At 55.4% G+C, this 14,774-nt stretch carries 10 protein-coding genes; 9 read left to right on the top strand and 1 reads right to left on the bottom strand.

Annotated elements, in window-relative coordinates; translation table 11 throughout:
* Positions 1-206: 206 nt before the first annotated feature.
* From cysM to CPH80_RS10030, 9 genes are all read left to right on the top strand, one after another.
* Complete coding sequence (gene cysM, locus CPH80_RS10070) at positions 207-1,100, top strand: cysteine synthase CysM (protein WP_096277447.1); 894 nt, start codon at positions 207-209, stop codon at positions 1,098-1,100.
* A gap of 26 nt (positions 1,101-1,126) precedes the next feature.
* Positions 1,127-2,476 carry a 23S rRNA (uracil(1939)-C(5))-methyltransferase RlmD gene (gene rlmD / locus CPH80_RS10065; protein ID WP_096277445.1) on the top strand — a complete coding sequence of 450 codons (1,350 nt, stop codon included), beginning with the start codon at positions 1,127-1,129 and terminating at the stop codon, positions 2,474-2,476.
* Positions 2,477-2,534: 58 nt separating this feature from the next.
* Positions 2,535-4,775: a GTP diphosphokinase gene (gene relA / locus CPH80_RS10060; protein WP_096277444.1), complete on the top strand. Its 2,241-nt coding sequence runs from the start codon at positions 2,535-2,537 to the stop codon at positions 4,773-4,775.
* Positions 4,772-5,626: a nucleoside triphosphate pyrophosphohydrolase gene (gene mazG, locus CPH80_RS10055; protein WP_096277442.1), complete on the top strand. Its 855-nt coding sequence runs from the start codon at positions 4,772-4,774 to the stop codon at positions 5,624-5,626. Before relA ends, mazG begins: the two co-directional genes overlap by 4 nt.
* A gap of 95 nt (positions 5,627-5,721) precedes the next feature.
* Positions 5,722-8,367: a phosphoenolpyruvate carboxylase gene (gene ppc, locus CPH80_RS10050; protein ID WP_096277440.1), complete on the top strand. Its 2,646-nt coding sequence runs from the start codon at positions 5,722-5,724 to the stop codon at positions 8,365-8,367.
* A 65-nt stretch (positions 8,368-8,432) separates the two neighbouring features.
* Entirely contained in the window at positions 8,433-9,806 is a 1,374-nt protein-coding gene (locus CPH80_RS10045) for an HDOD domain-containing protein (protein WP_096277438.1), read from the top strand.
* A gap of 212 nt (positions 9,807-10,018) precedes the next feature.
* Complete coding sequence (adk, locus tag CPH80_RS10040) at positions 10,019-10,672, top strand: adenylate kinase (protein ID WP_096277436.1); 654 nt, start codon at positions 10,019-10,021, stop codon at positions 10,670-10,672.
* 33 nt (positions 10,673-10,705) lie between these two features.
* Complete coding sequence (gene tsaB / locus CPH80_RS10035; RefSeq protein ID WP_096277434.1) at positions 10,706-11,404, top strand: tRNA (adenosine(37)-N6)-threonylcarbamoyltransferase complex dimerization subunit type 1 TsaB; 699 nt, start codon at positions 10,706-10,708, stop codon at positions 11,402-11,404.
* A 4-nt stretch (positions 11,405-11,408) separates the two neighbouring features.
* Positions 11,409-12,248 carry a class I SAM-dependent methyltransferase gene (locus CPH80_RS10030; RefSeq protein WP_096277432.1) on the top strand — a complete coding sequence of 280 codons (840 nt, stop codon included), beginning with the start codon at positions 11,409-11,411 and terminating at the stop codon, positions 12,246-12,248.
* Between the two features lie 14 nt (positions 12,249-12,262).
* Here the strand turns inward: CPH80_RS10030 and plsB are convergent, their stop codons facing one another.
* Positions 12,263-14,731: a glycerol-3-phosphate 1-O-acyltransferase PlsB gene (plsB, locus tag CPH80_RS10025; protein ID WP_096277430.1), complete on the bottom strand. Its 2,469-nt coding sequence runs from the start codon at positions 14,729-14,731 to the stop codon at positions 12,263-12,265.
* Between the last annotated feature and the right edge of the window lie 43 nt (positions 14,732-14,774).

The following is a 14,774-nucleotide window of genomic DNA, read 5'->3' as shown; positions in this document are numbered from 1 at the left end:
AACTTAACGCCGCTTGTTGATACGGGTTACGTCCTTGTAATAGTAGGCTTTCCGGGCGTAGATAACCTTGGTATCAGTGCCGGCCGAGCCGAGAAGTACACTATTTATATAGCCTTCAGTCATGGTTATAGCCAGAAGCCGTATTGGGCGACTGGGGCCATAAGGCGTATCATGCCAACACCAAAAGTGTACCACAGGGTTCTCATATGCATTTTCGCACAATCGAAGATTATGTCGGGCATACGCCTCTGGTTCGGTTACAGCGCCTTCCTGGCGATACCAGTAATGTGATTTTGGCAAAGCTGGAGGGCAATAATCCCGCAGGCTCCGTTAAAGATCGGCCCGCCATGGGGATGATTCAAGAAGCCGAGCTCCGCGGTGAAATCAAGCCTGGCGATACGCTGATTGAGGCAACCAGTGGCAATACCGGTATCGCTTTGGCCATGGCTGCAGCTATTAAAGGTTACCGCATGGTTCTCATTATGCCAGCAAACATGAGCGAAGAGCGCCGCGCATCCATGAGAGCCTATGGTGCAGAAATTATTACGGTGAGCAGCGAAGAGGGCATGGAAGTCGCCCGAGATATGGCTCTGAAGATGGATGCGCAAGGCAAGGGTACGGTGCTTGATCAGTTCAGCAACCAGGACAACCCGCTTTCGCACTATCGCACCACTGGCCCTGAAATCTGGCAGCAAACCGAGGGACGGGTAACCCATTTTGTCAGTTCCATGGGGACCACCGGCACCATCATGGGCGTTTCCCGGTATCTCAAGGAGCGCAATCCCGATATCAGCATCATTGGTCTGCAGCCGAAAGAAGGCGCCTCCATTCCCGGCATTCGCCGCTGGCCGGAAGCTTACCTTCCCAGCATATACGATGCGGCGCGTGTGGATCAGGTGGTCGACATTGGTCAGCAAGAAGCAGAAGTCACTATGCGTGCTCTGGCAGAAAGGGAAGGTTTGTTCTGCGGCGTATCATCTGGCGGCTCCATTGCAGCCGCGCTTCAGCTGTCCAATCAGGTTGAAAACGCCGTTATTGTGGCCATTATTTGTGATCGCGGCGACCGCTATTTATCGACCGGTGTATTCCCCGGCGCCTAAACCTGACGACAGCAAGAGAGCAAGCTATGAGCAGACGACGCAGGAAGGTACTTCCTACGGAGCCCGTGCACTGTGACGTGGAAAAGCTTAGTCATGACGGCCGTGGTATCGCTCGTCAGGACGGCAAAATCCTGTTTGTGGATGGCGCGTTACCGGGCGAAAAAGTAATGGCCAAAGTGGTCTCCACCCGAAGCAAATTTGATGAGCTGCGCACGCTTGAGGTTTTGGAGGCCGCGCCTGATCGCCAGACGCCTCCATGCGAGTTTGCAGACCTTTGCGGTGGCTGTAGCCTTCAGCACATGAGCAGTGATGCGCAGATAGAGTTCAAAGAAAATACGTTGCGTGAACAGTTAGCCCATTTCGGCGGTATAGAACCTGAAGAGTGGATTGCGCCGCTGCGCTCAGAAAGCACCCTGGGTTACCGCCGCAAGGCGCGCATGGGTGTGCGTCACGTTGGGGCACGGGACTCCGTGTTGGTAGGGTTCCGGGAGAAACGAAACAGCTTCCTCACGGATATTGACCGTTGTGTGGTGCTGGACCCACGCATTGGCGAGCGCATTCTTCCGTTGCGCGAATTGCTGCACGGCATGGATGCCTATGCCCGCATTCCTCAAGTGGAAGTTGCCTGCGGTGACGATACCGCAGCGATGGTTTTCCGCAACATGGATGATCTGAGCAGTGGCGATCGGGAAAAGCTGATTGCTTTTGGTCAGGCCCACGATCTGCACATATATTTGCAACCCAAGGGCCCGGATACCGTGCACCGCATCTGGCCGGAATCTGCGGGCCGGGATGATGAGCGCCTCAGTTACCGGCTTGATGCGTTTGATCTGACCATGAATTTTCACCCCATGGACTTTACTCAGGTTAATGCAGAGATTAACAAGGTCATGATAGACAGGGCCGTGGAATGGCTGGATGTGCAGCCGGATGAGCGAGTTCTGGATCTGTTTTGCGGGCTGGGCAACTTTACGCTGCCGCTTGCACGCAAGGGTGGTCAGGTCATTGGCGTGGAAGGCGATGATGCCATGGTCGTCCGGGGCCGCGAGAATGCGGAACTGAACGGGCTTGAGAATGTGGCATTTCATGGGGCGGATCTACACGGTGATTTTACTGGCCAGAGTTGGGCGAAAGAGGGCTTTGATAAAATTCTTATCGACCCGCCGCGCTCCGGTGCGGAGGAGATCTGCAAATACCTGACTGCATTTAATGCCGAGCGTATCGTGTATGTCTCCTGCAACCCCGCCACTCTGGCCCGGGATGCAGGGGCGATGGCCCGAAATGGCTACCGCTTGGTGCGTGCTGGTGTGATGGATATGTTCCCCCACACCACGCATGTGGAGTCTATTGCGCTGTTTGAGCGCGACTCACACTGAATGTTGTTGTGCTCAGCAAGGGATTGCTGTGTGAACCACCAGGAATAACAAAATAAATATGGTAAAAGTTCGCGAAGATTACGCAGTGAATAGCGACGGCCAGATCGACATCGAGGGCTGGGTACAGCAGATTGCCTCGCAGACCCACTTGGATGACGTGGAGCAGTTTCGCCGGGCCTGTGAGAAATCTGCTGAGATCGATTTGCAGGCCTTCCGTGAAGACCGTTTGTGGGCGTCTGGTTCCAGCAGTTTTCGCATTGGCATTGAGATGGCTCAGGTGCTGGCTGAGCTGCGCCTGGATCAGGCCAGTCTTGTTGCCGCGATTCTCTACCGCGCTGTACGGGAGGAGCGGGTTGCACTTGAAATCATCCGCAAGGAATTCGGTGACGAGATAGCCGGGCTGATAAACGGCGTGCAGCGTATGGCGGCTATTTCCTCTATACACCACCCGCTTAAAGGCCATGTGCTCGGGCAGAGCGAAGGCCAGCTGGACAACGTCCGCAAAATGCTGGTTTCGATGGTTGATGATGTCCGGGTAGCCCTGATAAAGCTTGCTGAGCGCACCTGCGCTATCCGTGGAGTTAAAAACGCGCCGGAAGAAAAGCGCATGCGGGTCGCCCGGGAAGTGTTCGATATATACGCGCCGCTGGCCCATCGGCTGGGTATTGGGCATATCAAATGGGAACTGGAAGACCTCTCGTTCCGCTATCTGCACGAGACGGCGTACAAGAAAATCGCCAAGCTCCTAGACGAAAAACGCCTCGATCGGGAAGGCTATATTCGCCGTGTGACAGCGACCTTGCAGGGGGAACTGAAGGCCTCGGGTATTGAAGCCGAGCTTTCTGGCCGCGCCAAGCATATCTATAGCATCTGGCGGAAGATGCGCATAAAAGGTATAGATTTTTCCCAGGTATATGACATAAGGGCGGTGCGCGTTCTGGTACCCGAAGTGCGGGATTGTTACGCCGCCCTGGGGATTGTGCACACGCTTTGGCGTCACATTCCCAACGAGTTTGACGATTACGTTGCCAACCCCAAAGAGAACGGTTATCAGTCCCTGCATACAGCCGTAATCGGGCCGGACGGTAAGGTCATGGAAGTTCAGATCCGCACTCACAGTATGCACGAAGATGCAGAGTTGGGCGTGTGCGCCCACTGGCTATACAAGGGTACCGACAAGAGCAACAAATCGTCGGGTTACGATGCCAAGATCAACTGGCTGCGGCAGGTGCTGGAATGGCAGGAGGAGCTGGGCGATCTTTCTGGGCTGGCGGATCACCTAAAATTCGATATCGTCTCGGATCGGGTCTATGTTTTCACCCCTGAAGGGCACGTTGTTGATTTGGCCCAAGGGGCTACACCGGTTGATTTCGCCTATCGGGTTCACACCGAGATCGGCCACGCTTGCCGTGGTGCGCGGGTGAACAGCCGAATTGTTCCTCTAACCTACCCGTTGAAGACCGGGGAACAGGTGTTCATTCTTACCTCAAAAAATAATCCCGCTCCTAGCAGGGATTGGCTGAACCCCAATCTTGGCTACATTCATACGTCTCGGGCGCGGGCTAAGGTAACTCACTGGTTTAAACAGCAGAATCGCGAGCGTAACGTAACGGATGGCCGCGCGATCATTGAAGATGAGTTCCGGCGCCTGTCGTTGCACGATGTAGGCTTGGGTGAGCTGGCGGTAAAAGTGAATTATCACAGCGCCGAGGATATGTTTGCCGCTATTGGCGCGGGTGACCTTCGCCCTGCACATGTTGCCAACGTAGCCCAGCAGATGCTGGAACCAAAATCCGAACAGCTTGACCTGAAACTAACGGCTCAGCGACGCAAGCCTTACGATACAGAATCGGATATCCAGATTGTAGGCGTGGGTAAGCTGAAGACCCAGGTAGCCAAGTGCTGCAAGCCATTGCCAGGTGATGCCATTGGCGGGTATATCACGATCGGGCGGGGCGTAACCGTTCACCGTCAGGACTGTCTTACGTTTCTCAATCTGCAGGAGGTTGAGCCCAACCGGATTATTGAGGTGAGTTGGGGTGGCCAGCAGGTTGCTGTTTACCCAGTGGACATCGAAGTTGAGGCCTACGACAGATCCGGCCTACTGCGGGATATCACACAGGTTTTGTCGTTATCAAAGAGTGATGTTCTGTCCCTCAATACAGTCACAAACCGTGATGACAATACCGCAACCATGATCGTTAAGGTGGAGATTTCCAGCTTGGAGCAGTTGGCGCGGTTGCTGGCCCAGATCCGCAACCTTCCTAATATTATCGACGTCAGGCGCAAGCGCTCATGAACTATTCCATTGACGATCTGAAAGTACTGATGACACGGCTGCGAGACCCAGAGACCGGTTGTCCCTGGGATACCAAACAGACGTACCGAAGCATTGTTCCGCATACCCTGGAAGAGGCCCACGAAGTGGCGGATGCCATTGAGCGGGAGGATTATGGGAATCTGAAGGATGAACTTGGCGACCTGCTTTTTCAGGTGATTTTTTACTCTCAGATAGGTGAGGAAGAAGGCCGTTTCAGTTTTGATGCCGTGGCGGATAATCTGGTGCGCAAGCTTGTGCGCCGACACCCCCATGTGTTTCCGGAGGGTACGCTGGAAAGCCGTATCGATCCGGACAACCGACCAGATGAAGCCTGGATCAAAGAGAGCTGGGAGCGCATCAAAGCTGAGGAGCGGGCTCAGAAGCAAGCGGAAGATTCACCAGCTGCAGCACCTACAAGCCGTCTTGATGGCATCGCCCGCGCCCTGCCCGGGATGGTGCGGGCGGAAAAATTACAGAAACGAGCTTCACGGCATGGGTTTGATTGGCCCGATGTTGGCCCGGTATTCGACAAACTCCATGAAGAAATCGACGAGTTGAAGGAGGCCTGGCAGGCAGCTGAATCTGGGCAGGGTGATCACGACGCCGTTGAGGACGAACTGGGTGATTTGTTGTTCGTGTGCGTGAACCTAGCGCGCTTCATGAAGGTAAACCCAGAACAGGCGGTTGGGCGCACCAACCACAAGTTTGAGGCGCGCTTTCGGGCCATTGAGCAGGTTTTGGAGCGCGATGGCCGATCCTTTGATGCGGAAACGCTCGAAACCCTCGATGAGATCTGGCAATCCGTTAAGGGTGTGGAAAAGAAGCGCTAATAGATCGCCATCCCCTCAAACGCCAATAGACTTTTCCAGTAATTCCTTAGTATCGTGAGTTTACTTTGCCTCCGTCAATTCATAAGGGCGCCAATGTGACCGAGCTACACCCCGATCTCCGTGAAAATGTCCGCATGCTGGGCGAACTTCTTGGCCAAAGCATTCAGCGCCACCCTGGTCAAGACTGTTTTGAGCTTATTGAGGAAATTCGGGCTGCCGCCAAATCTGACCGCCGGCAGGAAAGCGGCTCTGGCCAGCGCCTGGTCAACCTTCTGGGCAAACTGCGCGATGATGAGCTGTTGCCGGTCACCCGAGCGTTTAACCAGTTCCTTAATCTTGCGAACCTGGCTGAGCAATATCATGGTATTCGCCGCAAGCGAGGCCACCCTTCTGACCTTATGGTTGAGCCGCTTGACGGCGTATTTGAACGCCTGAAAAGCAGCGGCGTCAGCGCCGAGGCGCTGCACCAGTGTGTGGCAGATATGCGCGTGGAGTTTGTGCTGACAGCGCACCCGACGGAAGTAGCGCGCCGCACGTTGATCATGAAATACGATGAAATGTCGGAGTGCCTGGCCAGCTTGGATCACGACGACCTGTTGCCGGCAGAGAGAGAAGTGATTATAGAACGCCTGTCCCGGCTTGTGGCAGAAGCGTGGCACACGGATGAGATTCGCCATGAGCGCCCCACGGCAGTTGACGAAGCCAAGTGGGGGTTTGCGGTTATCGAAAACAGCCTTTGGCAGGCCCTGCCGCGGTTTGTTGATAACCTTGATACCTCGCTTCAGGCAGCGACTGGGAAAGGGCTGTCTTTACAGGCATCACCGGTGCGCATTGCTTCGTGGATGGGGGGCGACCGTGACGGCAACCCGAACGTCACCCATCAAGTGACCCAGAAGGTTTTCTTGCTTGGCAGGTGGATGGCTGCGGATCTGTTCTTGCGCGATATCCAGTCGCTGAGGGCGGAACTTTCCATGTGGCAGGCAAGTGATGAGCTGCGCGGACTTGCAGGTGATTCCCGGGAGCCATACCGGTATGTATTGGCGGAGCTGCGGGATCGACTCATCAAAACGCGGGAGTGGGCTGAGGCCTGCGTCAATGGTGAGCCGGCTGATACCAGTGGTATCCTCTTTGAAAATGAAGATCTGACGGCTCCACTTGAGCTCTGTTATCGCTCAATGGTTGAGTGCGGGCTTGAGCACATTGCCAAAGGCGCACTGCTAGATACCATTCGCCGCGCCCATACTTTTGGCCTCCCACTTATTCGCTTGGACATCCGCCAGGAGGCGACCCGTCACGCCGAGGCCGTTGCCGAGATGGTGGAGTACCTTGGCCTAGGTGATTATCTGTCCTGGTCTGAAAAAGAGCGCCAGGCATTTTTGGTGCGCGAACTTCAGGGACGTCGGCCGCTGGTTCCCCGGAACTGGGAGCCGTCCGCTCCGGTGCGCGAGGTGTTGGACACGTGTGAGGTGGTTGCGAAGCAAATACCGGAAGCCTTGGGTTCTTACGTTATCTCAATGGCTAGCAAACCCTCCGATGTGCTCAGCGTTATCTTGCTGCTGCGCGAGTCGGGCATGAAATTCCCCATGCGCGTGGTTCCGTTGTTTGAAACCCTGGACGACCTGCGTGGTGCGCCCGAGAGTATGGCGGCGCTGTATGAGGTGGACTGGTATCGGGACTATTGCCAGGGGCGGCAGGAAGTCATGATTGGCTACTCGGATTCATCGAAGGATGCCGGCCAGCTTATGGCAGCATGGGCGCAGTACCAGGCGCAGGAAAAGCTCACTCAGGTAGCGACCCGGTTCGGCGTGCACCTGACCCTGTTTCACGGCCGCGGCGGCACCGTTGGCCGTGGCGGAGGTCCGGCGAATCGTGCGATTTTGTCCCAGCCTCCTGGCTCGGTGAATGGTAGTTTCCGCATTACCGAGCAGGGCGAAATGATCCGATTTAAATTTGGGTTGCCCCAGCTTGCGGTGCAAAGCTTGACGCTATACACCTCGGCGGTGATTGAAGCGACTCTGGCGCCACCGCCTGAGCCGGAAGATAGCTGGCGTGACACCATGGACTGGTTGACGGAGCGTTCGCTCAAGGCTTACCGGGAAGTGGTTCGGGAAAACCCCGATTTTGTACCCTATTTCCGCCAGGTGACCCCGGAGCAGGCGCTGGGGAAACTGGCGTTGGGAAGCCGGCCTGCGCGGCGTAAAGCCAGTGGTGGTGTGGAGAGTTTGCGGGCTATTCCCTGGATTTTCGCCTGGACCCAAATGCGGCTGATGTTGCCCAGCTGGCTAGGCAGTGATGTGGCGTTGGAAGATGCGGCTAAAGAGGGGCGGTTGCCTGTTTTGCGTGAGATGATGCAAGGGTGGCCGTTCTTTCGCACCTACATAGACATGCTTGAAATGGTGCTGGCCAAAGCAGATTTGCGCATTGCCGGTTATTACGAAAAGACCTTGTTGGACGATGATAAGCTCAGAGCTTTAGGCACCAGCTTGGGTGAGCGACTTGAGGGTTGCGTTCAGCGCCTTTTGGAGCTTAAGGAACAAAATGAGTTGCTGGAGGATGAGCCTGTGTTTGCGCACTCCATGCGGGTGCGCAACCCTTACACAGATCCTTTGCATTATCTTCAGGCGGAGCTGCTAAGGCGCGACCGTGAAAGCGAAGGCAAAGGCGAGGTGCCGGAGCTGGTAGAGCGCGCGCTTAAGGTTACAATGGCGGGAATTTCCGCCGGTATGCGCAACACCGGTTAAAGCGACCGGGAACGGATAAAGGGGAGGCATGGGCCGCCCCTGCCATGGATAATAGGAGTATTCGAGTGGCTCTCGCAGTGCGATTGGAGCGGTTTTTAGATCAACAGGGCATAGCTTACCAAGAGCGACCAATCGCCCGGGCTTCCAGCCTCGATGTAGCTGTGTCTGGTCTGGGGCAAATCCAGGAAGGCGTCATTAAGGCAACCTTGCTAATTGATATCAGTGGGATTGTGATGGTGGTGCATGGGTACGATAGCACCCTCGACACAGAGGCACTCTGGCAACTCACGGGCCGCCACCTGCAGCCTCTCACAGGGCAGCAGGCCATGCGGTTGTTTAGCGACTGCGATCCTGGATTCACGCCGCCGATTGGCAATGCGTATGACCTGTCGGTGTTGCTAGACGAGAGTATTGTGCAGGCCGATCGGGTGTTGTTTTCCAGTGGCACAGACCATTCCTTTGTGGAAATGGATGGTCGCTCTTTGCGCTTGGCTATGTCGGGCTCCCGGGAAGGGCGTCTGGCGATCCGCGGCCACGGCAACGATCTTTCGCGGGACGCACTGACCCTGGCGGAAGTAGCCAGCAAACTGAAAAAGCTGTACCGGCTACCGCCCATGCCGGCGCTGGCTTTGCGTATTCTGAAACTGACCTCCAACACTGAAGCGACAGCCCGTGAGCTGGGAGAGCTTATAGAGTTTGACCCCAGCCTGACTGCGCAGGTGATGCGCTACGCACGCTCGGCATTGTTCAACTACCCAGGCCAGATCAACTCCGTTCAGGAGGCGGTAACCAGGGTGCTTGGCTTTGATCGCGTGGCTCATATTACGCTGGGCATTGCCTCGGTTCGGGCGTTCGATGTGCCCAGGGCCGGCATGCTGGGTATGGATAACTTCTGGCGCCACTCACTTTACTCTGCCTTTGTGTGCCAGCGCTTGGCGCCTCGTTGCGGGGCAGATAAGGGTCTGGCATACCTGTGTGGTCTGCTGCATAACTTTGGCTTGTTGCTCGTGGGCCATCTGTTCCCGGCTGAGTTCAAAGAGCTAAACAGGTTACGGGAAGCCAACCCTGAAACCAGCATGCAGTCTCTTGAACAGCAGGTATTCGGGCAGGGCGGCGAACAGGACATTCTTGCGGTAGGGCACGGCGCCATTGGGGGGATCCTGCACCGGTTATGGGATTTGCCTGGCCCTGTCATCAAAGCCGCAGGCGTGCACCAGCAGCCGGGTTATCAGGGTGAGCATAAAAACTACGTGATGATGGTTCAGCTGGCAAACGCGCTACTCAAGCAGCGGGATATTGGTGATGAGTTTAATCCTGATAATATTCCCGCGCTGCTGCATGGATTAGAGCTGAAGCCCGCCATCGTGGATGAACTGATCTCTGAAATCGATCAGGTTGCACCGGAACTGGATGCTCTTGCATCGTCATTGGTGACCTAACGGCGCCCTTCCAGTTTCGGTTTTATGCCCGTTTTTTGAAGATGATACGGAGGTCGACTTTCTCTGAAGTGCCTGACTTCGTATAATGCGCCATCGCCGAATCCGGCGGACACCTTTTCTTGTGGAAGAGCGGGTGAAAGAGGTTGTCGCAAAGGCCTAGGTTTTTGCCACAACTTTTTAAACTATAATGACGAAAACGGGAGCAAAGCGTTATGCGGATCATCATGTTAGGCGCACCAGGCGCGGGCAAGGGGACTCAAGCCCAGTTCATCACTGAACGCTTTAATATCCCCCAGATTTCCACGGGTGACATGCTTCGGGCAGCGGTGAAGGCCGAATCCGAGCTTGGCAAACAGGTCAAGGAAGTAATGGCAACGGGCGGTTTGGTGTCTGACGATATCATTATTGCGTTGATTGAAGAGCGGATTCGGCACCCGGACTGCAAAAACGGCTATCTGCTGGATGGTTTCCCCCGCACCATTCCTCAGGCCGAAGCTCTGAAAGATCAGGGTATTGTTATCGACTATGTGGTCGAGATCGCTGTGGATGATGAAGAGATTGTCAGCCGCTTGTCGGGTCGCCGCGTGCATGAAGGCAGTGGCCGTATCCACCACGTTAAGTATGATCCGCCCACAGTTGAGGGTAAGGACAACGAAACCGGTGAGCCGCTGATGCAACGTGCAGATGACAAGGAAGAAACCGTTCGCAAGCGCCTGGGGATCTATCACGATCAGACGGCACCTTTGATTGGCTATTATCAGAACCTGGCTGAAAAGCAGCCTGAAATAGCACCTGAATATGTGCGCGTAGAAGGCGTAGGCAGCCTCGACAGCATTCGCGATCAGATTCGCGCTAGCCTCAAGTAATTCACCGATGTTCTACCGAGGCCATTCACGCCTGTGAAACTTTTGGCACTGGACACCTCCTCAGAGGGCTGCTCTGCAGCCCTTTTTGTTGACGGTAACGTTATCGAGAGATTTGAGATTGCCCCAAGGGGGCATACTCGCCTGCTAATGCCGATGGTTCGTGAGTTACTGGCGGAGCAAGGGCTCAAGCCAAAAGATCTTGATGTGTTGGCGTTCGCCTGTGGCCCCGGTTCGTTTACGGGAGTTCGCATCGCCACGGGAGTGGTTCAGGGGCTGGCATGGGGGCTTGGTTTGCTGGTTGTTGCTGTTTCTTCTCTGGAAACGGTTGCTCTGGGGGCAATTGAAGCCCTGCACATAGGTGAGGGCGAGGGCGTTGCAATTGCCTTTGACGCCCGCATGAGCGAGCTCTACTGGGGCTGTTTTCGAAACCGTTCTGGCCTTCCCGAATTACTAGGCGAAGAGCGGGTTTGCCCGCCTTCCAGAGTTGTTTTGGAGGCCGGTATCAAACGCTGGGATGGTGCAGGCCAGGGTTGGGTCTTTCGCGCCGACATGCCTGGTGACGTCTCAAACCAAATCAACTCTGTGGATAACGCCCTCATTCCCCGTGCAAGCTGGGTCGCACGCCTAGCCGCTGTAAAGTTCAGTAATGGCCTTGCGGTGCCTGCAGAGCAGGCGCAACCGGTATATATCCGGGACGAAGTCGCCTGGAAAAAACTTCCAGGGCGCAGCTAATCTGATGTCGCGCGCCAAAGCTTCGAACGCCCCCTCCGAAAATGACATTATTCCGCTGGCCGTTGCCAGAAGCCCACTTGGAGATGAGTATCAGGCGCAGGCGCTCAGTTTAGAGCTTTCGTTGCCTTATCTGGGGGTTGTGCGCCCGAAAGACGTACGCCATGCCAATGCTTTACTGTTCCTAGACGAGAACGGCCTAGGCCTTCAAGTGGCAGGAAAGGGCGCTCCTGGCCCGGTAAGGGCTGAGTTTGTAACCGGAAAGATGGGGTACCGCCGTGAGCATGGCGGTGGCGCGGGCCAGCTTGTGGCGCGCGCGGTAGGCTTGCAGAAAACAAAAGCCGGCCTGCATGTTGTGGATGCAACAGCGGGGCTGGGGCAGGATGCCTTCGTGCTTGCTAGCCTTGGGTGCAGGGTGAGCCTATTCGAGCGTAACCCTGTGGTTCATGCATTGCTGGCGGATGGGCTGGCCCGGGCTGCGCTGAATGTGGACTGTGCCCCCTTTATAGCGCGAATGACGCTGCAGGCGGGTAGTAGTATAGATTGGTTAACGAATGCGGCTGAGGAGAGCGAAGCCGCCGACGTGGTTTATCTCGACCCTATGTTCCCCCACAGGGACAAATCTGCGTTGGTAAAGAAAGAAATGCAGGTTTTTAGAACCATTGTGGGGGATGACGACGATTCAGAGGCACTGCTCACAGCTGCTCTGGCCGCAGCTAAGTACCGGGTCGCGGTAAAGCGACCCCGCAAAGCCCCGGCGATCAACGGGCCAGAGCCAGGCACCCGCATAGAGGGCAAGAGCAGCCGCTACGATATCTACCCCATACGCGCACTGCCCCTGCGCTAGGCGTCCAGTTCTCGTTAGACGCCTAACATAGTTACTTGCTGAATGGCCTGGCGTTTCTCCACGCTCAGCACCAACCGTGCATCATCGGCCACTTCATCTAGCCCCTCGCCATAACAGAGCAGCCCGTTGTCATCGGTAGTGATAACGCCGTTTTTCTGCATATTGGTGATGAAATTCCGGAACAGTGTTTTGTCAAAAAACTCGGGTGCATTCAGCCCAAACAATATGGACATGCGCTCTGCCAGTAGGGTGCTCTGCTCTTCCAGTTCTGCTGCGGTGATCTTGGCCGAGCCGTACTTGCGCAGTGTGCCCAGAGCGATGTGATAGCGCTCTACAGTCTGGATAATGAACCGTGACAGCACTCTCAGGCGCAGCATGGCTTCGGTGCCTGCCTCCGGACGTGCGACTCGATCGTTGCCCAGAGATATAAGCAGGCCCTGATCTACCAGAACATCAATCCATTGGTTGATGACCGCTTTTGCCTCATCAGCCTGATACTTCAGGAACAGTTCCGACTGCAAATAAGGGTAGGCTACGCTGGCGAGATGAACGATCCTCTCCCGCGCGAGGGAGCTTTTGTTCTCGAAAAGGCTGGCTACCAGTGCCGGCAATGCGAAAAGATGCTGGATGTTGTTTCGGTAGTAAGTCATCAGAGTGGCGTTGCTGCCTTCCAGCCCGATGATATCCCCCAACTTTTGAGGCTGGCGCGAGATTAGCCCCATGGATTCGCAGTAGGCGACCCAATCTTTGCCGGTGCCTTCCGGCAAGGTGACTGTTTCGGCATAAGGGAAGGCTTTCAGAAGACCCGCATATTGATCCGCAAGGCGGATAAGCTGGCCCTCATCCATAGCCAGTCTCTCGGTGCCAAGCAGTACCGTTGCGATCATACCAATGGGGTTAACGGCAACAGACGCGTTGATATTGGAGGCGACCCGCAGCGACAGTTCGGAAACCGCTTCGTTCAGCCAGGCAGGGCGATACTCTGAATCGTAAGCCTCATCACGCCAGCTGCCGTGAACATCGTCCAGAACGTCAGACAGGTGTATGGCTTCGCCAAAGTTAAGTGCCACCCGACCAAAGGAACTGCTGAGTTTACGGGCGGTTTTTGCAAGGCCGAACACGCTTTCCTTCTGTTTTTTCTTGCCTCTGAGCTCCCCGAGGTAAGAGCGCCCTTCCATGACTTTTTCATACCCGATGTACACAGGAATAAACACGATGGGTTTGCGGTGATTGCGCAGGAAGCTGCGCACGGTCATGGCGAGCATGCCTGGGCGTGGCTGTAGCATTCGCCCGGTACGGCTACGGCCGCCCTCCACAAAGTACTCCACCGAGTAGCCGCGAGAAAACATTACGTGCATGTATTCATTGAAAACCGTGGCGTACAGCGGGTTATCCCGGAAGCTACGGCGCATGAAAAAAGCCCCGCCCCGGCGCAGGATAGGCCCTAAAATCGGCATATTCAGATTGATGCCAGCCGCGATGTGCGGGGGCATTAGGCCGTTTTTGTAGAGCACGTAAGATAGCAGCAGGTAATCAACATGTGAGCGGTGACAGGGTACATACACCACAGCATTGTCCTGCGCTGTCTCTTTCACCACCTGAATGTTGTTAACGGCAATACCTTTATAGAGGCGGTTCCACAGCCAGGCGAGCACCACCTCAAAGATACGGATGGTGACAATAGACATGCTGGCGGCAATCTCATCAGCGTATTTATAGGCTAGGGCGCGTACCTTCTCTGGTGCAATGTCCTCTTTAGCTGCCGCTTCTCGGATGGCTTCTTTTACTGCCTGGGTTCTTAGCAAGCCTTCTACGAGTGTTCTGCGGTGAGACAAATCCGGGCCCACAACCGCCTGGCGCACCTTGCGGAAATGGGTGCGTAGAATACGTGCAACTTTGCGATTGGCGCGTTCTTCGCTATGACGATACTCCTCGATAACCTGGTTCAGGGAGAGCGGCTTGTTGAACTGCACATAGGTGTTGCGGCCGTGCACCAGAATAATCAAAAACTTCTGTAGCCGGCCAGCGACAGCCCAGGTGTCGGACAGCAACAGCTTTACCAGAGATTTTTCCTTATCAGGAGAGCGGCCCCAGAACAGTGACACAGGAACAATCTGAACATCCTGCTCAGGGTTCTCAAGACCGTAGCGCACTAACGCCTGGAATTCAGAGGTGCGAACCGGCGCTTGGCGCCCACGAAACATACCGCCGGTTCGGCGATAAAGGAAAAAGAATGAGTGCGCGGGCCCGTTTTTTACAGGGAGCGACGTGGTGGCTCCCGGTAAATGCGCCCGAATAACCTCTTGCTCAAGCACTAGGCGGCTGGATAATGAACTGTACTGCAGCACATAACATACCGGTTTCCCCGGCGACAGCTCTAGGGCATCAGCGCTGTTCCCGCTAACATCTGTTCGGACCCATAAAAACAGAATTTTCCGGAAAAAGGTCAGAATCAGGCTACGAATGCCCTGGTAAAGACGCATATAATGTCGCTCCGATGAAAAACAGGCGCCAAGTTTACTTGGT

Source organism: Marinobacter sp. LV10R510-11A (assembly GCF_900215155.1).
Lineage (GTDB): Bacteria > Pseudomonadota > Gammaproteobacteria > Pseudomonadales > Oleiphilaceae > Marinobacter.
Note: the sequence above shows the minus strand (reverse complement) of the source record. Positions and strands in the feature narration are given on the sequence as shown.